The 24490-nt window shown below is 60.2% G+C and carries 18 protein-coding genes; 7 read left to right on the forward strand and 11 right to left on the reverse strand.

Features of this window, described 5'->3' with window-relative positions; all coding sequences use genetic code 11:
- Positions 1–53 precede the first annotated feature (53 nt).
- From AB1Z34_RS01445 to AB1Z34_RS01460, 4 genes are all read left to right on the forward strand, one after another.
- A complete protein-coding gene (locus tag AB1Z34_RS01445) occupies positions 54–1712 on the forward strand; it encodes a hypothetical protein (protein ID WP_284839871.1) in 1659 nt (552 codons plus the stop codon).
- Positions 1709–2788, forward strand: coding sequence for a glutamate ABC transporter substrate-binding protein (locus AB1Z34_RS01450; protein WP_070595450.1), 1080 nt, complete (start codon positions 1709–1711; stop codon positions 2786–2788). Before AB1Z34_RS01445 ends, AB1Z34_RS01450 begins: the two co-directional genes overlap by 4 nt.
- Positions 2785–5241, forward strand: a complete 2457-nt coding sequence (locus AB1Z34_RS01455; RefSeq protein WP_367157792.1) for a tetratricopeptide repeat protein — start codon at positions 2785–2787, stop codon at positions 5239–5241. The genes AB1Z34_RS01450 and AB1Z34_RS01455 overlap by 4 nt, the downstream gene beginning before the upstream one ends.
- Before the next feature lie 113 nt (positions 5242–5354).
- The gene (locus AB1Z34_RS01460; RefSeq protein WP_256881478.1) at positions 5355–6206 is read left to right on the forward strand and encodes a L,D-transpeptidase; all 852 of its coding nucleotides are present in this window, start codon (positions 5355–5357) and stop codon (positions 6204–6206) included.
- A 241-nt stretch (positions 6207–6447) separates the two neighbouring features.
- Here the strand turns inward: AB1Z34_RS01460 and AB1Z34_RS01465 are convergent, their stop codons facing one another.
- Positions 6448–7644, reverse strand: coding sequence for an acetate kinase (locus AB1Z34_RS01465; RefSeq protein ID WP_069358955.1), 1197 nt, complete (start codon positions 7642–7644; stop codon positions 6448–6450).
- Between the two features lie 5 nt (positions 7645–7649).
- The gene (gene pta / locus AB1Z34_RS01470) at positions 7650–8975 is read right to left on the reverse strand and encodes a phosphate acetyltransferase (protein WP_272715183.1); all 1326 of its coding nucleotides are present in this window, start codon (positions 8973–8975) and stop codon (positions 7650–7652) included.
- Positions 8976–9717: 742 nt separating this feature from the next.
- Between pta and AB1Z34_RS01475 the strand changes: the two genes are divergently transcribed.
- Positions 9718–11106 carry an FAD-dependent oxidoreductase gene (locus AB1Z34_RS01475; RefSeq protein WP_076772350.1) on the forward strand — a complete coding sequence of 463 codons (1389 nt, stop codon included), beginning with the start codon at positions 9718–9720 and terminating at the stop codon, positions 11104–11106.
- A 33-nt stretch (positions 11107–11139) separates the two neighbouring features.
- Here AB1Z34_RS01475 and AB1Z34_RS01480 read toward each other — a convergent pair whose 3' ends face one another.
- The 6 genes from AB1Z34_RS01480 to AB1Z34_RS01505 all read right to left on the reverse strand — a co-directional run bounded on the left by AB1Z34_RS01480 (position 11140) and on the right by AB1Z34_RS01505 (position 18201).
- Positions 11140–11910 (reverse strand): sirohydrochlorin chelatase, encoded by a 771-nt coding sequence (locus AB1Z34_RS01480; protein ID WP_076772351.1) that lies wholly within the window; start codon positions 11908–11910, stop codon positions 11140–11142.
- Between the two features lie 55 nt (positions 11911–11965).
- Positions 11966–13267: a GTP-binding protein gene (locus AB1Z34_RS01485; protein ID WP_076772353.1), complete on the reverse strand. Its 1302-nt coding sequence runs from the start codon at positions 13265–13267 to the stop codon at positions 11966–11968.
- The gene (cysD, locus tag AB1Z34_RS01490) at positions 13267–14193 is read right to left on the reverse strand and encodes a sulfate adenylyltransferase subunit CysD (RefSeq protein ID WP_076772354.1); all 927 of its coding nucleotides are present in this window, start codon (positions 14191–14193) and stop codon (positions 13267–13269) included. The genes AB1Z34_RS01485 and cysD overlap by 1 nt, the downstream gene beginning before the upstream one ends.
- Before the next feature lie 117 nt (positions 14194–14310).
- Complete coding sequence (locus AB1Z34_RS01495; RefSeq protein WP_048734528.1) at positions 14311–15075, reverse strand: phosphoadenylyl-sulfate reductase; 765 nt, start codon at positions 15073–15075, stop codon at positions 14311–14313.
- A gap of 250 nt (positions 15076–15325) precedes the next feature.
- Positions 15326–17032 (reverse strand): nitrite/sulfite reductase, encoded by a 1707-nt coding sequence (locus tag AB1Z34_RS01500; protein ID WP_016421533.1) that lies wholly within the window; start codon positions 17030–17032, stop codon positions 15326–15328.
- A gap of 143 nt (positions 17033–17175) precedes the next feature.
- Positions 17176–18201 carry a sulfite exporter TauE/SafE family protein gene (locus tag AB1Z34_RS01505; protein ID WP_076772356.1) on the reverse strand — a complete coding sequence of 342 codons (1026 nt, stop codon included), beginning with the start codon at positions 18199–18201 and terminating at the stop codon, positions 17176–17178.
- A 253-nt stretch (positions 18202–18454) separates the two neighbouring features.
- Between AB1Z34_RS01505 and AB1Z34_RS01510 the strand changes: the two genes are divergently transcribed.
- Together AB1Z34_RS01510 and AB1Z34_RS01515 are read left to right on the forward strand one after the other, a co-directional pair.
- Positions 18455–19960, forward strand: a complete 1506-nt coding sequence (locus AB1Z34_RS01510) for an FAD-dependent oxidoreductase (RefSeq protein ID WP_367157793.1) — start codon at positions 18455–18457, stop codon at positions 19958–19960.
- Positions 19961–20024: 64 nt separating this feature from the next.
- Complete coding sequence (locus AB1Z34_RS01515) at positions 20025–20528, forward strand: phosphoribosyltransferase (protein ID WP_016421536.1); 504 nt, start codon at positions 20025–20027, stop codon at positions 20526–20528.
- A gap of 91 nt (positions 20529–20619) precedes the next feature.
- Here the strand turns inward: AB1Z34_RS01515 and purT are convergent, their stop codons facing one another.
- From purT to AB1Z34_RS01530, 3 genes are all read right to left on the reverse strand, one after another.
- A complete protein-coding gene (purT, locus tag AB1Z34_RS01520; protein ID WP_048734516.1) occupies positions 20620–21840 on the reverse strand; it encodes a formate-dependent phosphoribosylglycinamide formyltransferase in 1221 nt (406 codons plus the stop codon).
- A gap of 116 nt (positions 21841–21956) precedes the next feature.
- Positions 21957–22988, reverse strand: a complete 1032-nt coding sequence (locus AB1Z34_RS01525; RefSeq protein WP_049189472.1) for a nucleoside hydrolase — start codon at positions 22986–22988, stop codon at positions 21957–21959.
- Positions 22989–23084: 96 nt separating this feature from the next.
- Positions 23085–24341 carry a glycerophosphodiester phosphodiesterase family protein gene (locus tag AB1Z34_RS01530; RefSeq protein WP_049169869.1) on the reverse strand — a complete coding sequence of 419 codons (1257 nt, stop codon included), beginning with the start codon at positions 24339–24341 and terminating at the stop codon, positions 23085–23087.
- Positions 24342–24490 lie beyond the last annotated feature (149 nt).

A 24490-nucleotide genomic window follows, 5' to 3' on the forward strand; every position in this document is an offset into this window, starting at 1 on the left:
GGGCGGAGAGATTGTCGCAGGCGACTTCGGTCACGTCGGAAGGACACGTGCACATGGGTGAAACCACTTCAAGTGCGCCTCATTCCCGCGCCCACGACAAAAGCCGAAACCCATTCCACCGCAAGAATCGCGCTCCACGCCGAACTCGTTTCAGCGGTCGCACCACTCCCGGTGGCGAAAGCTTAGACACACACACTGCGGCTCAGGCGGCAAAGGAATCGAAAGATACTCCCGTCTCCACCCCGACTCCCGAGAGTGCAGCACCATCAACTGCTCTGGACACTACAGAGTCCTCGGCTAATGCCCCAGCAACGGCCGCAACCCCAACAGCCCTGGCAGACTCTCCGCGCGATACAGACTTGCGCGTGGATGCCCTGGAGATTGGCCCGCGCAACCGGAGATTGACACGTTTTCTCGGTGAGCGCCTCTACGACAAACTCGGCCCGTCGGCCACGTATGTGCGCCGGTCAGCGTCATTTTTGATAACGTCACCGGGCCGATTGACCATAGTCGCCCTCATCCTCATCGTCGCTATCCTGGCAGCCGGCCTATCCATGTGGCAAACAACCTCGCAACGCCAGCAGCAGCTCACCCGAATTTCACAACTGAGCGAGCCGATGGCCAATGCCTCGCAGAATCTCTATGCCTCGCTGACGATTGCCGATGCGTCGGCCAACACCGCTTTTTCCCGCGGCACGCTCAACAGCAGCCAGGACTTGGTCAGCAACTTCGACGATGTCATCGCACAAGCATCCATGTCCGCTACCCGCGCAGCTACGGGCATTGAAAACGTCGATGATCCAGAGATGAAGGATGTCGCGACTGTACAGCGACTGTTGCCGGTCTACACCGGCATGGTCGAGACAGCTCGCGCGAATGCGCGCCAGGGCAACCCCGTCAGTGTCGCGTACCTCGCCTCTGCCTCAAACTTGATGCAGGTCCAGATTCTGCCAGCTGCAAAATCGCTCTACGAACGCACCAGTACCACCACTAATGAGGAGCAGCGCGAACTATCGAAACCACCTCTTTTCCCGATGTCAGGCCTGGCAGCGGCAATTTTGATGCTGCTAATCACACAGTGGTGGCTGACTCGCCGCACCGGTCGACTATTCAACGTCGGCCTGTTTGGTGCAACCATGCTGATGGCCATCGCACTTGTCGGTGTGGGAATCGCCACCACTCAGCCGTGGCAGTCTAACTCCCTCTTCGGAGAGCAGCGCCCGGACGTTCATGCCCTAACCCAAGTACGCATTGATGCCCAGCAGCTACGCGCCAGCGAAACCCTCGGCTTAGTGCGCCGTCAGCCCGCGGATGCGGAGTCCTTCTCGCAGTCGGTGCGCACCCTGGTCGGCGAGCTGGAAAGAGTGGACGCCAACGCGCCGGACGACGATGTCAGAGCCGCCATCCACGGTATCTACAGCTGGGAGTCCGGCCACAACCTGATGATGGGGCACTTGAGTTCAGGAGACTACGCCGGTGCGGTTCGCATCGCGACCGATGTGGATAATGCCAGCTCGTCGGCGACTGCGTTCAACCAGGTCGATGAGTCGCTACAGAATTCCATCGCCGAGTCCCGCCTGACCGCCCGTGAGAACCTCGACCAATCCCGTCGCGCTATCGCGGCACTGTCCCTCGCCACGGTTACGCTGACCGTCATCGCGGCAGTTCTGGTTGTTTTCGGCTTCCGACACCGGCTTCTGGAGTACCTATGATCGTTTCGTTCTCCCCGTCGCTCCACAGTCTCGCCGGTTGGCGGCGCAGGGCCGTCCTTGGTGCACTCGCCATCGCCGGGCTCACCGTCAGTGCCTGCGCGACCGATTCGCTTGCCGACGATCCCTACTCGCGCACAATCCTGGAGGCCACCGGTGACTTCCCCCTGCCACCGGGCGCGTTCTACGACAAAGCCTCCTCGAGGAAGCCTGCGGCAGAAGCCAACGCCCCAGATCTGTCCACACTCGCCCCCGATGACCAAACACCGGAAGAGCGAATCCCGGAGATTTACCAGCGCGGCCGCATCATCGTTGGTGTTGACCAATCATTGAACCTGCTCAGCTTCCGCGACTTCAGCACTGGAGAGCTCTCGGGGTTTGAAGTATCCCTGGCACAAGAGATTGCCCGGGACATCTTTGACAATCCCGATGCTGTCGAGTTTCGGTTCGTCGACAGCAACGAACGCACTGCCGCACTCGAAGACGGCACTGTCGATGTCGTTTTGCGCACTATGACGGTCACCGATGCCCGGCGCGAAAGGGTGCTGTTCTCCGCACCGTATTTGACAGCACGAGCTGGAGTTCTAGTCTCTTCGCCGGGTGGCGATGCTTCCCCCGAGGACGTCGAGGACGGTCGCATCTGCGTTTCCCGGGGATCCACTACCGAGGATTTGATTCGACGGCTCTCGCCGAACAATACGCTGCTGTTGGTCGGTAACTGGTCGGATTGCCTCATTTCACTTCAAAACAGCCAGGCAGAGATTGTCGTTGCCGATGACACCATTCTCGCTGGTATCAACGACCAAGATCCGGCCACCGCCATTGTCCAGCGGGGCTTGAACGAGGAAAGCTACGCGGCCGGTGTATCCAAGGGGAACCCAGGCCTAGTTCGCCAAATCAACGCGACCCTGGAGCGTATGGCGAGCGACGGCACCTGGCAGTCCCTCTACGACACTTGGTTCGGCCCCTTCCTGCCAAGCGGTACACAGCCATCGCCACAGTACGGCGACGACGAAGACATACTTGGAATCTCCCCCACACCGGAAGCTGCTCCAGAAGGCGAGGTGGAAAACCGATGAGCGACGAAAACCAGTACTCCGAGCAAGCCCAGCATCCCCAGTACACGCCGGAGCCCCAGGAGGATGCTCACGCAGAGGCAGAGGCAGCTGCCACTCAGGCCGTCGCCTTCGACCCATTCGCCGATGAAGACGACGAACAAGAGCCCGGCACTGCCGCTGTCGCCTTCGACCCTTTTGCGGACGATGATGACGATGACGAAGAGTTCGATATCGCCGAATTGTTGGGGCGCGGGAGCTCGTCGTCAAGCGCGACGCCCCAACCCGGCGCCCAGACTCCAGATCCGTCGATGGCCTCGCACCGGAAAGCGTTGGAGGACTTCCGCCGCAGGCGATCGAATGCACACCGCGGACGCACTGTCGCCGACGGCATGGTGCACCTGCCGTACATCACAACGCAGGATCCGCGCGATGCAGTAATGAGTGATGAGAAGATTCGAGCGACGAATAAGCCGGCGCCGAGCCTGAAAGCCGGCGATATCGTGGCGGATCAGTACGAGATCGTGGGCCCGATTGCCCACGGCGGTCTCGGCTGGATTTATCTGGCGATTGACCACAATGTCTCGGATCGTTGGGTCGTGCTCAAGGGCATGATGGCAGCGAAAAACGAGAAGGATTTCGCCGTAGTCCAGGCGGAACGCGAGTTCCTCGCGGAAATCTCGCATCCGGGAATTGTGAAGATCATCAACTTCATCGATGAGACGGACGCCAACAGCGCCACCGGCTTCATTGTGATGGAGTACGTCGGCGGCCCGTCGTTACGCAAGCAGCGACGGAGCTACCCAGACGGCGTCATGCCCTGTGACCTAGCGATTGGCTACATCCTGGAGCTGCTCCCCGCGCTGGATTACCTGCACTCGCGCGGCGTTGTCTACAACGATTTGAAGCCGGACAACGTGCTGCTCAGCGAAGACCACGTCACGCTTATCGACGTTGGCGCGGTCACCGGCATCGGCGCCTACGGCCATATCTACGGCACGCCCGGTTTCCAGGCGCCGGAGATTGCCACGACGGGACCGACGATTGCCAGCGATATCTACACAGTCGGCCGCACGCTGGCCTCGCTGATTCTGAAGTTGCCGGCGACCAACGGCGTCTACGACCCGGGGCTACCCTCACCTGTCGAAGAGCCTCTATTCCGCCGTTTTTACTCGCTCTACCGCTTCCTACTACGCGCTTGCCACGAGAACCCGGAGGCTCGCTTCGGTTCTGCCGAAGAGATGAGTGTGCAGCTCATCGGCGTATTGCGCGAGATTCTGGCGGTGCGCGACGGCGTGCAATTCCCGCAGGCGGTGTCGAATTTCTCGCCGCAGCGTTCCACGTACGGCACCAAGCACCTGGTGTTCCGCACCGATCAGCTTGTCGACGGCATCACCCGCGGCGTGGAAATCACTCCGCAAGAAGTGACCTTCGCGCTGCCTGTACCACTGATTAACCCGACAGATCCGGGTGCGCGCATCTTGAGTGCCTCGTCATTTACGGAGCCCAACGAACTTATCGAGGCACTGACCAATGCGCTGTCCGAACCCGAGTATGGCTCTTCGGTGGAAATTCCACTGGGCATCGTGCGTGCGAAACTGGACCTCGGATTAATTGATGAGGCCCGCGACAGCCTCTGCGATGTCTCTGAACGTTTGCAGCGCGATTGGCGTTATCACTGGTACGAGGGCGTGACTTATTTGCTTCTCGACCAATTCAACGATGCCCTCGCCTCGTTCCACCACGTGCTGACGATGCTGCCCGGCGAGCCCGCCCCGAAGTTGGCGCTGGCAGCGACTCTCGAGTTGATTCAACAGCGCTTGGGCATCGCCAACGCATCTCTCCTCGAGCCCGCTGTCGCCCGCGCCGCCGCGAATTTGAGCAGCGCGCTGGATAATGTCGCTGCCGATACGCCCGAGATCTTCTCCCCCGCCTGGGCCAGCGAGTCCCTGTCTCCTCAGACGATTCGTTTCAACACCCTGCGTCTCTACGCCGTCGTGTGGGCGGCCAACCCGACGACGGTATCCTCCGCCTTCGGGCTAGCTCGTCAGCTGGCCTCTGAGCGCCAACACGAAATGGCTATCTCCCAGCTTGACCGCGTACCCGGTAACTCCCGTCACCATCGCATGGCACGTTTGACGACGATTCTGATGCTCACCTCCGGGATGCCCTCCGAGTTAACTGAATCGAGAATTCGCCGTGCTGCGCGTCGTCTGGTGGAGCTGCCGACGAATGAACCGCGCATGCCACAGCTGCGCATCGCCGTGATGGCGTCCGCGCTGAACTGGTTGCGCAGCTCGAACCTCGACCATGCAGCTAGCTCCAATGGTCTTTTCGATGCGCCCTTCACCGTGGCCGGCCTGCGTGAAGGATTGGAAAAAGACTTACGGATGCTGGCACGCTCTTCGCAGTTTCCGCGACACCGCTACAACTTGGTGGATATCGCAAATCTCATCCGGCCACGGACTTGGCGTTAGCTCTCTAACAGCTCCTTACCGAACCTGGTCAAACATGCTGTTGTGGGCGTGAGCGCCACCCCAGAATTGGTGAATAAAGAGAGAATTGCCTTTCGTGGTTTAAGATATCCTCTATGTTTGCCTCTTCGAAATCCTCTCTCCGCAGCGCTAAGCGTGTCATTATCAGCGCTGCAGCCCTCACCACTGCCTTTGGTATTGGGGCCGGCACTGCCGTTGCCCTGCCGGTTTCTCCAGACCTGCAGTCGCTTAGCCAGAGCGTTCGGGACCTCAAGCTGCCGGAGATCTCGACTCTGAATTCGGGCGACCTTGCCCCTGAGCTCTCTGAGGTACTGGATTCCTCTTCGGTGAAGCTGCCGGATTCGGTCGTCGCTCTGATTAATGAAAACTTCAAGTTCGCTGAAAACAACAAGCAGGTGGCGGACAAGGTCAAAACTCAGCTGCTGAACGCAATCGACAGCCTGCCGTTGCCAGCCGCACAGAAGGCCGAAGCCACCCGCGTCGTCAACGAGATTTTCGGTTTGCTGGGGGGCCAGGACGAGCCGTCGCAGCCTGAGCCGGCGCCTGCCCCTGCTCCACAGCCAGAGCAGAAGCCACGCCCTGAACCACGCCCAGAGCCGAGCAACCCGTGCCCGCCGAGCGCCCGCGCATGCGTTGACCTGGCTAACCAGAAGACCTGGCTGCAGGAAAATGGCAACATCACCTACGGTCCGGTGCCAATGTCCTCCGGTATGCCGGGTTACGAAACCACCCGCGGCCACCTGAGCGTTACCCGCAAGGTCCGCGATGAGTGGTCCCGTCCTTACAACGGTCCGATGCCGTTCTCGGTGTACTTCACCAACGACGGTGAGGCTTTCCACGAGGGCTCTGTTAATCAGATGTCCCACGGCTGCATCCACCTGAACCACGATGATGCTGTGAAGTACTTCGATACCCTGCAGGTCGGCGACGGCGTCTACATCTGGTAGTTAGCTGCGCTGATGCGTTGAAACGATGACCGGGTGACTGAGCCTGTTGAGGCATAGGCGCAGTTTCCCCAGCGGCGAAAATGAGCTCGCCCCACTAGATTCTTCCAGTTTGGAAGGCAGTGGGAGCGAGCTCGTTTTTGTTGGGTCACAGCTGCGGATTCAACAGATGGGGCATCTAGAAGCCGTCGATTACGGAGGGTTACAGGGGTCCTGCCTACTCGTCAGTGCCCCTGTCCAAAAACTACTCCACGAAGCTCATTGCGTAACGGGCAATGGCCAGTTCCTCGTTGGTCGGTACCACGAAGACCTTGACCTTCGAGTCCTCCGCCGAAATCAGACGCGGGCCGTCATTCGGCTGGGAGTTGAGCTCATCATCAATCTTGATACCGAAGTTCTCAAGCTCAGCCATAGAATCACGGCGGATACCGACATGGTTCTCACCGACACCTGCGGTGAAGGTGATGGCATCGAGGCGGCCGAGAATCAGCATGTAAGAGCCGATGTAGCGGCGCAGCTGGTGGACATACATCTGGTACGCAGCCCAAGCATCCGGGTCGTGGTCATCCATGCGCTCTTGCAGGACTCGGAAGTCATTGACACCAGAGACACCCTTCAGACCGGACTGGCGGTTGCACAGATTGTCGATCTCGTCGATGCTCATGCCGTTGCGGTAGAGGTGGAAGATGACGCCCGGGTCAATGTCACCGGTACGGGTGCCCATCATCAGACCAGCCAGCGGGGTCAGCCCCATCGAGGTATCCACCGCCTGGCCACCTCGGATAGCCGCACACGACGCACCATTACCCAGGTGCAGCGTAATCTGGTTGATTTCCTCTGCCGGCTTATTCAGAAGGTCCGGCACCTGCTTGGAAACAAACTCATGCGAGGTGCCGTGGAAGCCGTAACGACGGATATCAAACTTCGATGCGACCTCTGCGTTGAGCGGGTACAGAGCAGCAGCTGGCGGCATGGTGTGGAAGAAACCAGTGTCGAAGACGGCGACGTGAGGCACGTCCGGAAGCAGCTTGCGAGACTCTTCGATGCCTACGATATTGGCCGGGTTGTGCAGCGGCGCCAGCGGAATAAGGTCGCGGATCATGCCGACGATTTCGTCGGTAATCAGCTCCGGTCCAGAGAACAGGCGACCACCGTGAACGACGCGGTGACCGACGGCCGCAATATCCACCGACTCCGGACCAACACCGTGCTCATCCATCAGCTCGAACGCGCGGTCAAGACCACTGGCGTGGTCAGCGATCGGCTCAGTGATTTCAATCTTCTGTCCGGAGAACTTCAGATTAATAATGCCGTCTTCTTCACCAATGCGCTCCACCAGACCGGAGACATACGGCGGCTGCGTTGAGTCCTTCTCCGGATCTACCAGCTGAAACTTGATAGAGGAGGAACCGGAGTTCAAAACAAGTACGTGACGGGACATAATAATTAGTTTCCTCCAGCCTGAATAGCGGTAATTGCAACCGTGTTGATGATGTCCGGCACCGTGGCGCCACGGGAAAGGTCGTTGACCGGCTTGTTCAAGCCCTGCAGAATCGGGCCGATTGCCAATGCACCACCACAGCGCTGGGCAATCTTGTAACCGATGTTACCGGCGTCCAGATCCGGGAACACGAAAACAGTTGCCTTACCCGCAACGGAGGAATCCGGCATCTTCTTCGCAGCCACAGACGGGTCAATAGCAGCATCGAACTGCAGCGGACCATCGACAGCGAGCTCCGGAGCCAGCTCCTTGGCCTTGGCCAGACCCGCCTTCACACGGTCCACATCCTCACCTGTGCCGGATGCTCCAGTGGAGTAGCTCAGCATGGCGACGCGGGCATCGATGCCGAAGGAAGCTGCAGTCTCGGCGGATACTACCGCGATTTCACCCAGCTGTTCCGGAGCAGGCTTCGGCAGCACCGCACAGTCCGCAAAACCCCACAGCGAGTTGTCCATAACCATGAGGAACAGTGACGACACCGTGGAAGCCGACGGCTTGGTCTTAATGATTTGCAAGGACGGACGAATGGTGTGCGCAGTTGTGTGGGCTGCACCGGACACCATGCCGTCGACAAGCCCGTTGTGAATCATCATCGTCGCGAAGTAGGAGATGTCCTGCATCGTCTCACGGGCCTGCTCCAGCGTGACCCCCTTGGCCTTGCGCATCTCTGCGAACTGCTCCGCGAACTGCTCAACATATTCGGAGGTCTGCGGGTTCCAAAGATGAGCGGCGTCGATGTCAAAACCCAGTTCGGCGGCGCGCGCCTTCATCGCATCCGGGTCGCCGAGGATAGTGAGCTCACAGATGTCCTCGCGCAGGAGGTAATCAGCGGCCTCAAGAATGCGGTCATCGTCCCCCTCTGGCAGCACAATGTGACGCTTATCAGCCTTGGCGCGCTGCAATAGCCACCACTGGAAACGCTGTGGAGTCATCACTGCGGTGACCTCGCGGCTTACGACCTTGCGCAGCCCCTCAGCATCGTCAACGGCAACAACGGGAACGTCGAGCTCGAGAGTCTTAGCAGCCTTAGCTGCCTCCTCCCCTGTAAGGACAACTGCGAGTACCTCGCTGTGACGCTGAGCTGCACTGCTGAGAGCCAAACGAACGCGAGCCTTTGCGGCCTCTGTGTGGCAGCCCTCGCCACCAGCGACAACGATGACACCGGCGCCGGCGACGGTGGCAATGCGGAAGTCAAAATCGAGGTTGCCGGAGCCGGTCAGAACAGCCGCCCCCTCGTTGGCAGCGCGATCAGCTTCAACAGCACTGACGATGGTGTCAAGCGCGGATTCCGGATCCACAACAACCTGATCCACGGTGGCGCCGTGCGCCCCACCGACAGTGTGGAGGCAACGTGCCCCACCCAGTGCCTCAGACAATGCCGTAATGACATCTTGCAGATTGTCTGCGCGGTCCACTGAAGTAATCAGGACTGCGGAGTTGTTGGTGGACGCTTGGGCGTTCTTATCGCTCACCGACGTTCCTTTCTCGCACTGCGCTTAATCGTTGACTTATTTAAACGTTGACTTGGCTCGAGCCGTTGGACTGCCGGAGGCTCAAGATCATGCTGAGCTTCTAATCCTGCTGAATCTAATCCCGCTGAGTCCCAAATCATTATTTTCATCTTATTGTGAGTCACCTTACATCTCACGGCGGACTCAAACCTCTTTGGTTACCCCTGGTAGCCACACTTTTCCCCACAGATTCCAACAGTTTTTCTGCATCATCTCGGGTTTTATGCGGTTTTTCTAGTGAACTAGCCCAAATTCCCACATTGGACGTGACTAAGGTCACATTTAGTTTTGTATTCCTTCGAAAGCATCTCGTCGATGATGTGATGCTCACCTCTCGATTTTTCGTAAGTTATCGCTACGATTGGGGGCGCTACCATTGGGAATGTCGAATAAACCGATAGCTCACCAATAACACCTTTTCCCCACGAGGTCACCGCCGGCAGCTGCTTACGCCGCGGACTCGTGGCCGTCGTAAAGCATTAGAGAAAGAAGGACACACTTCATGAATCGCCCGCTCCGCGTTGCCGTAATTGGCTCTGGCCCGGCCGGTGTTTATGCTTCCGATGCACTGATGAAATCCAGTACTGACGTGGAAGTCGATCTGTTTGAAAAGATGCCGGCTCCATTCGGTCTAATCCGCTACGGTGTCGCCCCTGACCACCCACGCATCAAGGGCATCATCATGGCCTTGCACCGCGTGATGGAAAAGCCGGAGCTGCGCCTATTTTCCAACGTTGAGTTCGGCAAGGACATCACACTCGACGAATTAAAGGAGCATTACGACGCCGTCATCTTCGCCACCGGTGCCGTCGGCGACCGCGCACTGCCAACGCCGGGAGCGGACCTGCCGGAGCACTTCGGCGCAGGCGAATTCGTGGGCTTCTACGACGGCAATCCACTCTTTGAGCGCACCTGGGATCTCTCGGCGGAGTCCGTGGCCGTCGTCGGAGTCGGCAACGTCGCGCTGGATGTCTCCCGAATCCTGGCGAAGACCGGTGAGGAACTGCACGTCACAGAAATCCCGGACAATGTCTACGAGGTTCTGAAGACAAATAAGGCCAAGGAAGTCCACGTCTTCGGCCGCCGCGGCCCGGCACAGGCCAAGTTCACCCCGCTGGAGCTCAAGGAACTCGACTACTCACCGAACGTCGAAGTCGTTGTCGATCCGCGCGATATTGACTACGACTCCTCATCTGAAATTATGCGTCGCGAGTCCAAGATCACTGACCAGGTCTGCACCATCCTGGAGAACTACGCCATCCGTGAGCCGAAGAACGCACCGCACAAGCTCTACATTCACTTCTTCGAGTCGCCAGTGGAAATCCTCAGCGAGAAGGGGGCCGACGGCGAGCAGCATGTGACCGGCTTGCGCACTCAACGCATGGAATACGACGGCGCTGGCGGGCTGCGTCCGACCGGCGAGACCACCGACTGGAAGGTCGGCGCTGTCTACTCCGCCGTGGGCTACCGCTCTGATGCGCTGCCGGGTATCCCGTTCGACAACGTGAAGAATGTCATTTCCAACGTCGGTGGTCGAGTCATCGAATCCGACAACACCGAGGATGAAGCAGCCGAGGCCATCGCTGGCCTCTACACCACCGGTTGGGTTCGCCGCGGACCGGTCGGCCTGATTGGTAATACCAAGGGCGATGCCAACGAGGCCGTAGCCAATCTGCTGGCCGATACCGCAGAGGGAAAGAAATTCACCCCGTCGAAGCCGGAGTTGTCCGCTGTCAACGAACTGCTGGAGTCCAAGGGTATCGACTACCTGGACTGGGACGGCTGGCACAAGCTCGATGCTGCCGAACGCGCCGCCGGCGAGGCCGAGGGCCGCGAACGCAAGAAGTACGTCGAGTGGGATGAGATGGTCACCCACTCCAAGGGCCAGTAACGGCCAGTAACTAGGGCGGATAAAAAGCGCCGACTACGCCACTACCTGCACGTCCATGTACGCGGCGCGCGAGTCCCAGCGGCAGCACACAATCGGCGCCAACAGCTCGGCCAATGGCTCACCAAAAGCCACCTGGCCGGCACCGGCGGCAGCGCCAGCATCGATGACTCGATCCCACAGTAGGCCCGGCGCGGTAAACAGCGGCACCACTACGAGTCCGCGACCGCGCTTGGCCGCGCGCTCCTGTGCCGCGGCCACAGCATCGGCTCCCTTGATTTTCTCAGGACCGACCACGAATGCCGCACTCACATGTCCCGGCAGCATCCCGTCGAGATATGCCGCAAACTGGTGCACCGCTGCATTGGCATCCTCATCAGAGGAGCCGACCCCCATCACCAGCGCATCGACCGGCCAGGAAAAAGATGCATTCTCTGCCGCTTCGATGATTCGCTTCACGACGGCGCGCTTCGTGCCGTCGCCAAGCCCGAGTCCTTCAGCCACTGTGATGTCAACACCATGACGATCACAGAGTCGAACCTGCTCGGGAACATCGACTCGCGAGTGGAACGCATCGGTGAACAGCAGCGGTACGGCCAGCGCCCGAGTCTCGCCGGCAGCGGCGAGCTCAGCACATACGGCATCCAGCGAGGGCTCGTCGAGGTCCAGCCAGGCGAGGCGAATCTGAGAGGGCGCGTCCAGGCGGGTGAGCGGCATCTTCTCGCGCACGAGCGCGACCACGTCTTCGAGCACCGGTTTGGTCCCGGGGTGCCGCGAACCGTGCGCAAGCAGAATCAGTGCGGTCATCGATGGTCTCCTCAGGCTCGCTAGCTGTGCTTTCTGGTTTCTCTACCTAGCAGCTCTACTGGGCAGCGCCACGCACGAGGCCTGCGGTGAGGGTGTCACCGGTGCCCGGTTCGATGAGCAGGAACGCACCGACACGACCACCGACGCGGTAGGCATCGACCGGCAGCGGCTGTGCGACCTCGACGGTGATCTCAGCGACGTCGTTGACTGCAAGCTGATCAGCCACACCGGTGGGCTCACCGGTTTCAATGTCAATGAGTGCATCGACGGAAGCGATACGACCACGCACCAGCGCGGCACCGTAGCGCACCTCTACAACGCGGCCGACTGCCAACGGCTTGTCCGCAAGGTGGACAGCCACAGCGGAGAAACGGCGAACGTCTTCCGGTCGGGTGCCACTGATGAGGTCACCCCGGGCGAGGTCGAACTCGGCATCCAGGCTGACGGCAACCGACTGACCGGCCACGGCTTCAGTGACGTCCTCAGCTGCCACGGTGATTTTCGTGACCGTAGCCTGACGGTTGGCGTCTACGGAAACAGTGTCGCCCACACGCACGCTACCTGCGGCGATACGGCCGGCATAACCACGGTATTCAGTGGCGTGATCGCGAATGACGTAGTCGATGGGCAGGCGCAGGTCAGCCTCGGCATCGGTTTCCAGGTCGGCACCGATGTTGAGGTTTTCCAGCAGCTGCAGCACGGTCGGCCCCTCGTACCACGGGGTGTGCTCAGAAGAATCGACAATATTGTCGCCGACCAAAGCCGACACTGGAACAACGAAGGTGTTCTGCAGACCCAGGCGCTCTGCTAGCGCTGCTACATCCGACTCAATCTTGCGGAAGGCCTCTTCGTTGTAGTCCAGCAGGTCGATCTTGTTGACGGCAAAGATTACGTGGCGAACGCCCAGCAGACCAGCCACCGTTGCGTGACGCTTGGTCTGCGTCACGACGCCGTTGCGCGCGTCGATAAGCAAAACGACGGCCTCGGCAGTGGACATACCGGTAATCGTGTTTCGGGTGTACTGCTCGTGACCAGGGCAGTCAGCGAGGATGAACGAGCGAACATCGGTGGCGAAGTAGCGGTAGGCAACGTCGATGGTGATGCCCTGCTCACGCTCGGCACGCAGACCGTCGACCAGCAGCGACAGGTCAGGGTTTTCCTGACCGCGCGCCTGTGAGGAGGCGACGACAGCCTCGTACTGGTCAGCGAGGATGTTCTTCGTATCGTGCAGCAGGCGACCGACGAAGGTGGACTTACCGTCGTCGACGGAGCCAGCGGTGCACAGGCGAAGAGTGCGACGAGCGCGAGTGGCGCGGTCAGCGGTAATCAGAGTAGCTGGGGAATTTGGCTGGCTCATCAGAAGTAACCTTCCTTCTTGCGGTCTTCCATGGAGGATTCGGACAACTTGTCATCTGCGCGGGTAGCGCCGCGCTCGGTGAGCTTGGATGTGCGAAGTTCCTCCATGACCTCCGCAATAGTGGTGGCATTCGATTCGACAGCGCCGGTGCAGCTCATGTCACCGACAGTGCGGTAGCGGACAGTGCGAACCTCCAGGGTCTCGCCGTCGCGGGGGCCACCCCACTCGCCCGGTGCCAACCACATGCCGCCGCGGTTGAACACCTCACGCTCGTGGGCGAAGTAGATGGGAGGCAGTTCGATGTCACGGGCCTCGATGTAGGCCCAAACATCAGCCTCAGTCCAGTTCGAAATTGGGAAAACGCGAACGTTCTCTCCGGCGGCGTGCCGACCGTTGTAGAGACCCCACAGCTCGGGGCGCTGACGGCGTGGATCCCAACCGCCGAAGGAGTCGCGGACGGAGAACACGCGCTCCTTTGCGCGGGCCTTCTCCTCATCGCGGCGGGCTCCACCGAGAACGGCATCGTAACCACGGTTGGCAATGGTCTCCACCAGCGGCACGGTCTGCAAAGGGTTGCGGGTGCCGTCTGCACGCTCGGTGAGCACACCGCTGTCAATCCAGTCTTGGACCTTGGCTACGTGCAGCTTGATGCCCGGCTGAGCGGCAATCTTGTCGCGGAATTCAATAACTTCGGGGAAGTTGTGGCCGGTGTCGACGTGGAGCAGCTCCAGCGGGATACCCGCCGGTGCGAAGGCGCGCTTGGCCAGCTCGAGCACGACGACGGAGTCCTTTCCACCGGAGAAAAGTAGTGCCGGACGGTCAAACTGCCCGGCGGTCTGGCGAATAATGTCGATGGCCTCGGCTTCCAGTTCGGCAAGCCGCGGATCGAGGCGGTTTTGTACGGAAACGGTGGTTGAGCTAGTCATGGGGGTTCTTTCTGTTGGGGCTGTGTTGGCTGTTGTAACTGCGCTGTTTTAGCTGATATCGGTTATCGGCGGGCGGCTAGTGGCTGGCGGCAAGTAGCTGTCTGCTAGCCGCTCGAACTAGAGGTGCAATCCGCACTCAGTCTTCTCGGAGCCCGCCCAGCGACCCGAGCGCGGATCCGCACCCTCTGCCACTCGCGCGGTGCATGTCGCGCAGCCAATCGACGGGAACCCCTGTTGCGTCAGCGGATGCACAATGAGGTCGTTGTCCTCGATGTACTGGGCAACATCCTCATCTGTCCAGGTGGCCAACGGGTTGAGCTTGATGCGACCAGTCTTGTCGATCTCCAGTACCGGCGTGTGTGCGCGGGTCGGCGCGTCGACGCGCTTCAGACCTGTGACCCAGCCCTCGTAGGGGCGCTTCACGGCAGACAGCGGCTCGACCTTCCGCAATGCGCAGCATCGCGTCGGGTCGGTCTTGTACAGATCGACGCCCTCTTCGGCGTCCTGCTCGGCGCGGGTGCGCTTCGGCTCAATCGACAGCAGTCGGTTGTCGTAACGCTGTGCGACCTGCTCTGCCACGTCGAGGGTCTCCGGGAAGTGGTAACCGGTATCCAGGAAAATCAGATCTGCCTCCGGCGCGTGCCGAGCAGCCAGTTCCGCCAACACTGTGTCCTGCATCGACAGGGTCACGGCCAGTGGCGTGTGCAGGTGCTCCGCACCCCATTCCAGTACTTCCCCAGCAGTGGCAGTCTCCAGCTTGGAGCCCCACTCCAGTGCGAGCTCAATCAGACGGCGAGCAGTTTCCGGGTTGTCCAGCGCGTCTTCACGCGCGAGCGCCTCCTGAGTCTTAATGACCTCAGCGGTTTTCAGTCCCGTGCTCATGACGCCACCTTTCTATCGATATGTCCGTGCAGTTTCACTGTGAATACCCGGCAGCATTCGCGGCATTGCCAGGCGTAATCGGTTTCCAGGTCGGGCCACAGATCATCACCGCCGCAGTAAGGGCAATGCATCACCGCACCCCGGTTCGGATTGGGGTGTGCGCTTCGGCCACCGATCCCCAGTCGCGCTGGCGTCTCGTCTTTTTCGCTTGACGACGGCCCCTGCGACCGAACCCCATTGGGAGATTCACTCACTTCAGGTCCTCCTCATCAGCGCGGACAATCCACTCGCGGAACTGTTCACCCTCGTGGCGCTGCTCCTTGAAGTGATTGACGACGCGCTCGATGTAGTCACCCAGTTCTGCCGAGGTGACCTTGTGTCCGCGAACCTTGCGGCCGAAGTTGGCATCGAGCCCCAGCGAACCACCGAGGTGAACCTGGAAACCCTCGACACGGTTGCCCTCGTCGTCGGTGACAATCTGCCCCTTGAGTCCGATGTCGGCAATCTGCGTGCGGGCGCAGGCATTCGGGCAGCCATTGAGCGCAATGGTGATTGGGACGTCGAGGTCACCGAGGCGTTCCTCCAAGTCGCCCACCAAATCAATTGCGCGCTGGCGCGTGGTGACAAGTGCGAGCTTGCAGAACTCTAGGCCGGTGCAGGCCAGGATGCCCCGTCGGAAAGCTGAGGGCTTGGCAGACAGGCCAATTTCGTCGAGTTCTGCGAGCAGGGAGTCGACCTGGTCGTCGGCGACGTCGAGGAGAATGAGCTCCTTCATCACGGTGGTGCGGACGCGGGAAACACCGTGGCGCTCGGCGATGTCGGCGAGCTTGACCAGGTCAGAGCCCGGAACACGGCCAACAGCGGGCTTAACACCGACGTAGTTGAGACCGTCGGCCTGCTTGTGCACGCCGATGTGGTCCCGGTCGCCCTCGAAAGGTTCGGGTGCGGGGCCGTCGATAAGCTTGCGGTTGAGGTAGTCGTCTTCGAGTACCTGGCGGAACTTCTCCGCGCCCCATTCGGCAACGAGGAACTTCAGACGCGCACGATTGCGCAGGCGACGGTAGCCGTAGTCCCGGAAGATGCGGCACACGCCCGCCCATACCTCGGGAACCTCGTCCTCTGGGATCCAGGCGCCGAGACGCTGGGCGAGCATCGGGTTGGTGGAGAGACCACCACCGACCCAAACGTCGAAACCGGGGCCGTGCTCTGGATGATTGACACCGACGAAGGCAACGTCCTGGACCTCGTGGGTGACATCGAGACGCGGGGAACCGGAAACTGCCGACTTAAACTTACGCGGTAGGTTGGAGAACTCGTCGCCGGAGAGGTACTCCTCCTTGATGCGGCGGATGGCGTTGGTGCCGTCGACAATTTCATCGGCCGCAACACCGGCAACCGGGCTGCCTAGAATAACGCGGGGAACGTCGCCGCAGCCAAAGTTGGTGTCGAGACCAACTCGCTCAAGGCGGTCCCAGATCTCCGGCATATCTTCGACGCGAATCCAGTGCAGCTGGACGTTCTGGCGGTCGGAGAAGTCCGCAGTGTCGCGGGCGAAGTCGCGGGAAATCTCGCCGATGGTGCGAATGCCCTCGGTGGTGGTCTGGCCACCGTCGAGGCGGACGCGGAGCATAAAGTACTTGTCCTGCAGCTCGGCGTTGGTCTTCACGCCGGTGTGCTCACCGCTAAGCCCCTGCTTGCGCTGGGTGTAGAGGCCAATCCACTTAAAGCGAGGCGCTAGGTCCTCCGCGGGGATGGAGTCAAACCCCTGCTTGGAGTAGATGTCGATAACACGCTGCTTAACGGCGATGCCAGCATCTTCTTTCTTAATGCGCTCGTCGTCGTTAAGTGGCTCGCGGCCGTCGATAAGCCACTGCCCCTGTGGCTTCGGTGCGCGCTTCTTACGTCGGGTAGCCGCTGCGGAAGCTGGACGCTCGGCGGTTTTCGTAGGAGAGCTCATGGGGAATCTACCGAATCACTTTCGTTTTGTTCTCGTTGACCGAATTAGTTTCTAATCTTTATAGACCGTTTGGTCTACGTTGCATTGCAGGCAACATTAGACCGACCAGTCTGGCTAGTGCAAGCCGGGACACGCTCGGATACCTAGCGGACCCCCGCTTCGCCCACGCGGACACCGTTTTTCGCACCCACTTTGACACCTTCAGAAGCATCCTCGGCCCCGGCATCAACCGAAGCGGGTGATGGAGATCCAGAACTAGGCACATCAGCCGAGGAAGACTGAGAAGTCGGCTCAAGCTGGATCCGCTGACGCAAACCCGGAAGAGTGTCGTGCGAACGCGCCCACAACACCAGCGCGACGACAACAAAAGCCCACACGAGCAGCACCGTTGCCAGCACGCCACCAGAAACCAGCGACGAAAACAGAGTGCGAATATTCAGCCCCACCAACACGCCGCCGATCGCAATTCCAAGCAGCCGCGGATTAATGCGCCCCACCAGGTACGCAGCCAAGGGTGCCGCAATCACACCACCGCACAACAAACCAATTACCGGTGCGGCATGCTGGGTGAATTCCTCCCGCAGCTTGGGCAAAAAGCCCAGTACAGCCGCCGAGGCAACGAGAAATTCCGCCGCAGAGACAGTACCGATAATCTTGCGCGGCTGGTCAGCCTCAGCGCCGAGCAAAGTTGAGGTGGTAACAGGCCCCCAACCACCACCTCCCGTGGAATCAAGCAGGCCACCAAAGAGCCCCAGCGGAGCGAGCTTCTTCGCCCCCCAGGCCTTCTTCTTGCGCTTAACACTGGCCAAAAAGGCGAAGCGGATAATCACCCACAGACCGAGGAAAAGCAAGATTGTCGAGGTCACAGGCGTCGCAGCATCACCGTCGAGATTCGCCAAAAAGGTCGCACCAATAAAGGCACCGATAGCACCCGGCACGCCAAGACTCAGCGCGCGTCGCCAGTCGACATTGCCGAATCGCCAGTGTGAAATACCGGAGGCCAGTGTCGTACCCACCTCTGCTACGTGAACCACCGCCGACGCAGTGGCAGCACTACTACCAGCGACAATAAACAGCGAAGTAGCGGTGACACCGAAAGCCATCCCCAGAGTGCCGTCGACTAATTGCGCGCCAAGGCCGATTAGCACGAAGACTATGAGTTTTTCCATGACAAGCCCTTCCCCGCTTACCCAACCAGAGCCTGCCGTTGCCACGATGCCCGCACGCCGAGCCCCTTTCAGGGCTCATTCAGCAGAAGCGATGCGCAGCAAAACCCTCTCAAGCCAAAGCAGTGATTCTTGCGGTGTTTTGTGTTTGCTTTTTGTAGACCAGTTTGTCTATATTCTGTTTCAGCAAGCATAGACCGATTGGTCTACGATAAGCAATCGCGACAAAGAAAACGTAGAAAAAGGATTCCACCCAATGACCAACGACCAGACTGCAGCCCAGAACACGGCCGCTTCCTCACTGCCCGATCTCGCCAACTCCACCACGCCGCTGCGTGTAGCCGTGGTTGGCTCGGGTCCGGCCGGTATCTACGCCTCCGACGCGCTGATGAAGTCCGGCCGCGATGTCGCCATCGACCTCTACGAGCGCCTTCCAGTGCCGTTCGGCCTCATCCGCTACGGTGTTGCGCCAGACCACCCGCGCATCAAGGGCATCATTAAGTCCCTCCACCGAGTGCTGGACAAGCCGCAGGTTCGACTACTGGGCAACGTGGACGTCGGCAAGCAGGTCAGCGTTGATGAACTGCGCCAGTTCTACGACGCCATCATCTTCGCCACTGGCGCGACCGGCGACCGTGATCTGAACATCCCGGGCTCGGACCTGCCGGAGCACTACGGCGCCGGTGAGTTCGTAGGTTTCTACGACTCCCACCCGGAGTTTGCTCGCGAATGGGACCTCTCTGCTGGGTCGGTCGCTGTGATCGGCGTCGGTAACGTGGGCCTCGACGTCGCCCGTATTCTCGCCAAGACTGCCGATGAGCTGCACGTCACCGAAATCGCCGACAACGTCTACGACGGCCTGGCAAAGAATGCCGCCCGCGAAGTCCATGTCTTTGGCCGTCGCGGTCCGGCTCAGGCAAAGTTCACTCCACTGGAGCTGAAGGAACTGGACCACTCTGACACCATTGAGGTTGTCGTGAATCCGGAGGACATCCAGTACGATGCCGCCTCCGAAACGTCCCGTCGCGAGTCCAAGATCACCGATCAGGTCTGTACGATTCTGGAAAACTACGCCATCCGCGAGCCAAAGGGCGCCCCGCACAAGCTCTTCATCCACTTCTTCGAGTCCCCGGTCGAAATCATCGGCGAGACCGGTGAAGATGGAGTACAGCACGTCAGCGCTATCCGCACCGAACGCACCGAACTCGACGGCGAGGGTGGCGTCCGCGGCACCGGCAAGTTCACCGAATGGCCGGTCGGTGCGGTCTACCGCGCAGTCGGCTACCGCTCCGACGCAGTCACCGGCGTACCGTTCGACACCGGCACGCACACCATCCCAGATGCCGGCGGACGCGTGCTTGACGACGTCGACGGCAACCACATCCAGGGTCTGTACACCACCGGCTGGATTCGCCGTGGCCCGGTCGGGCTAATCGGTAACACCAAGGGCGACGCCAACGAAACTGTCGGCAACCTCATCGCCGACTGGGAGGCAGGCCGCCTGGTCGCACCTGCAAAGCCCACGCATAACGACGTCGACGAGTTCCTGGCCAACAAGGGCCTCCAGGTCACCACCTGGGAGGGCTGGCACGCACTCGACGCCGCCGAACGTGCAGCGGGCGAAGCCGAAGGCCGCGAGCGCAAGAAGCTGGTCGAGTGGGCCGACATGGTTGCGGCCTCCACGGTCGTCGCAAAGCAGCCAGATGCCGATGACGTGGCCGAAGCTGTACACGAAGCGGTTGTGGAGACTGTCGCCAGCTAGCGCGTCGGGTCTAACCGGGCAGTTGATTGTGCACGTCAGTCGGTCTTCGGATTAGAGTTAATACATGGCTTATCATGCAGACTCATCCAACCTGGACGTCAAGGAAGTTCTGACCTGGGAAGGCTTCGGCGTCGCCTCCCGTGAACTGGCACAGCAGATTGTCGATTCGGGCTACGAGCCGGAGATCATTATCGCCGTGGCCCGCGGTGGTCTTCTACCTGCAGGTGCACTCAGCTACACCATGGGCGTCAAGCTCTCTGACGCCATTAACGTCGAGTTCTACACCGACGTGGCGGAGACCCTACCGGATCCGGTTTTGTTGGAACCGCTGCTGGACATCGAGTCGATTTCCGACCGCCGTCTGCTGGTCGTTGACGATGTCGCAGACTCCGGTCGCACGCTGCACCTGGTGCTCGATCTGCTTAAGACCCACGGTGCGGAAGTACGCTCCGCTGTGCTCTACGGCAAGTCCCGCTCGGAGATTGCACCGGACTATGTCTGGAAGCACACCGATGACTGGATCGTCTTCCCCTGGTCGGCCGAGCCACCGGTACAGAAGTCCAAGTAGATCAAGTAGCTTACGCACCATAGCGGGCAAACAAAAAAGTGCGCTGCGGGGCCGGTTATGGCCGTACCGCAGCGCACACTAGGTCGTCGAACTAGCCCAGTTCGACGACCTTAATCTTTGATGCCGCCTCCGATGCACGCTCACGAGCAGCATCGACAGAATCCGCGGTTGAAACAGCAACGCCCATGCGGCGACGCGGGCCAGCGACCGGCTTACCAAAGATACGAATATCAGTCTCCGGAATAGCCATGGCCTCCGTCAGCCCGGTGTAACCCGGCTGCTCGATGTCAGCACCGCCGTAGACCACAGCGGAGGCTCCCGGGGACACCAGCGTGACGTCGATAGGCAGACCCAACACTGCACGCGCGTGCAGCTCGAACTCAGAGAAACGCTGGGTGCCCATGGTGACCATGCCGGTGTCGTGCGGACGCGGGCTGACCTCGGAGAACCACACCTCATCGCCGCGGACAAACAGCTCGACGCCGAAGATACCGCGACCGCCCAGCGCGTTGGTGATGCGCGCGGCGACAGAGCGCGCATTGTCCAGGGCGTTTTCACTCATGGCAGCCGGCTGCCATGACTCAACGTAGTCGCCGTCCTGCTGACGGTGCCCAATGGGCTCACAGAACCACGTTGCCCCCTCGCCGGTCTCCGGATCAACGGAGCGCACGGTCAGCAGCGTGATCTCGTAGTCGAAATCGACGAAGCCCTCCACAATGACGCGGCCGGACTCGACGCGGCCGCCACTCATGGCATAATCCCACGCGGCCTGGACATCCTCCGGCGAACGCAGCGTGGACTGCCCCTTGCCCGAGGAACTCATGACCGGCTTGACCACACACGGGAAGCCAATCTCATCGACAGCTGCGGTGAATTCATCAAAGCTGGAGGCGAAGTGATAGCGGGAAGTCGGCAGCCCAACCTCTTCCGCAGCCAGACGGCGAATACCCTCTCGGTTCATGGTCAGCTGAGTCGCCCGTGCGGTTGGAATAACGGTGACGTCCAGCGTCTCGTCTTCCTCAACCTCTGCCAGCACCTCGGTTGCCAGAGCCTCAATCTCAGGGACGATGAAGTGTGGCTTGACCTGGAGAATCAGGTCCCGCAGTGCGCTAGGGTCCGACATATTCAACACGTAGGCGTGGTGAGCTACCTGGTGTGCCGGTGCATGCTCGTAGCGATCGGCAGCGTGCACCTCAACGCCAAGACGCTGGAAAGCAATGGTCACCTCCTTGCCGAGCTCGCCAGAGCCGAGCAGCAGAACTCGCGTTGCTCCCGGCTGGTACGGGGTTCCGGTGACTTCAGGGGTGAACATCGAGATAAATTCGCTTTCGTCTACGGCACATACGCTGCGCAACCAGCAGCTGTTAAATTGATTGCCTCCAGCATACGACAGCGAGCTGATTCACCGCGGCGGGCACGGGCGGGAACCTAGCGCGGGAACACCCGCTGGAACTCAGCCAGCGCCACCTCACGGTCAGCGGCCAGGACAACATTCGCCACCGCTCCGGCTGAATCCTCCACCACCTGGCCGCGGCGTGCTGGCTCATCTGCAAAGGTTCGCTTATCGACGCCCACGAGACGCATCTTCTCCACTTCCCCGGTCACCGCACCGACGGCCACCATCGCGGCAAAGAGGTCATGAACCTGCGCCTTGTAACCGACTCCAACTCCCTGGTGGAACTCAAAGTAGAACTTCAGTGAGCGACGCAGAACACGCAGTAGCTCCGGGTTCATACCGGCATCTCGCCAGGATTCAATCTCAGTATCACTAATGGTGATGGTCTCGGTGACATTGAGCGGAACCAGCGTCGGCACCGGCGCGCCTGCGGCGGTGGCGATGCTGCGCACGGCATCCTCCGGGCGCTCGACGGCCACAGCGCCCGCGGTGCCGAAGACCTCGATGACCGCGGTGGGGTCAACCCAGAAGTTCCATTCCGCAAACTCGGTAACGTTACCGTGGTACTCCACAGCACCACCCATAATGGTCACGCCGTCGAGCTCCCGCATGAGTTCCGGGTACTTCTTCAAAGCGGCCACGTAGGTGGTCATAGGGCCAGTGACCAGCAGGTGCACCTTCTCCCCCGTCGACCGTGCCTGCTCGATGACCTGGCGCCACAGCGCCAGCGGATCCGCCGCTCCTGCGCGCCCCGGTTCGTAGATGACGGCCGGTGGCGCCAGGTTGTAGCCCAGCCCGTACGGGCCATGAGTCTCAGGCGTGGTGGTCAGCTCACGGTCAGCGGGCCCCTCGAAACCGCTGACGACCGGAACCTCCGGACAACCACAAAGATTCAGCATGTACTTGGTATTACGGGCAGACCATGCCGCAGTGGTGTTACCACCTGCGCAGGTCACACCCACCAGCTCGATCTCGCCTGCGGTATGCAACCCCGCGAGGTAGACGAGAGCAAGACTGTCATCGATACCCGTGTCAACGTCGGCAAGCACTTTCAAACGCGTCATAAGGTCAAGTGTGACACGAAACACGCTCGGCCCGCAGAGCTAAACATGGGCAAAACAGGGATACAGACGAGTTTCCGCTGGTGCTGGCCGGGTTTACTAGTTCGTCGACATCGCTGCATCACCCACCGGAGCAGGCTCCGGCAGCGGCATATTCAGCTCGGCCAAGACCTCGCGCAGTCGCGTCGGGTAGTCGGTGATGATGCCGTCGACACCAGCGGCAATCTGCTCGCGCATGGTCTCCTTTTCGTTCACCGTCCATGGCACCACCTTCATGCCGGCCTCATGCGCACGGGAGATTAGCTCCGGCGTGGCGACCGGGTGGTAGTCAGCATCCGACGGTGTCTTGCCGTAAGGAATGCTGTGCGTCGGCGAGAGCACCTGCACGCCGAGCTGCTTGGCGGCCTCGATGATGTCGCCATTGACCTCGTCGTAATTGACATCGCCAATCCAAGGAGAATCCTTCTTCCAGGTGGTTTCGTCCCACAGCATGACCAGCGGAATCTCCGGGTTCCGTTCCGCGACCAGCGGCAACGAGCGCCAATCGAAGGATTGAATCATCACACGATCAGCCACACCCGCGCGGTCAATCTCGTCGAGAATCACATCGACGAACTCCTGCGGTTCTGCCGAGTCAGCGCGCTTTTCGCCCTCGATCTTGGTCTCAATGTTGAAGTGGATGTCCTGGTTATCCTTAGTCAGCTCGAACAGCTCCGGCAGGGTCATCATCCTATTGCCCTTGATTGGCTCCGCATCCGGGAAGTCCTCGAGCTTCTTGTCACAGACCAGGGTTTGTACCTGCTCATAGGTGAGATCATGTACGAGCTTGCCGACGTACGGGTACTGCGGGTCCCCCTCCGTCACTGGCTCGGTGTCCGAGCACTTGTCGTCTTGGATTTCCGGATCGTGCCAGACCATAGGCACGCCATCCTTCGTCAGGACGATGTCCAGCTCCAACGTCGTAACGCCCAGCTCCAACGAGTTGATCATCGCCTGCTTGGACTCCTCCGTCCACTCACCGCGACCACCACGGTGTGACTGCAGATCAAAACCCTCCGGCAGCTTAGCCATCGCAGCCGGCCGCACATTCGCGGCCGCATTCAGCTCAGCGACCTGCTGCTTTTCAAAGGTCTTCTCTTCGCTCGACGTAGTGCTAACCGCGCTTGCACTGCTTGACGACGATGCCGCGTCGTTGTCCGCATCATTGCTGCATGCTGCAATAGGAGAAATAGCAAACGCGCCCATAGCGATGGCTGCGATTGCGCGACGCGTGCCGTGGACGCGTGAATTCTGAGGCTGCTCGCTCTGCTTGGTCCGTTCGTCAAACATGGAGTCAGATGAGTTGCGAGAAGACATGGCCGGTGATTTTTCCTCTTTGGGCGTAGTATTAGCGACTTCATAGCGACGGCGCAGTACCGACAACACAGTGTCGACAAACTACCGTCGGAGGTTTACGGAACACAGAAATCTAGATGAAAACTGTGTGGCGCGCCACTACTTTAAAA

Origin of the sequence: Corynebacterium sp. 045007 (genome assembly GCF_040743205.1) — a bacterium.
GTDB classification, from domain to species: domain Bacteria; phylum Actinomycetota; class Actinomycetes; order Mycobacteriales; family Mycobacteriaceae; genus Corynebacterium; species Corynebacterium jeikeium_D.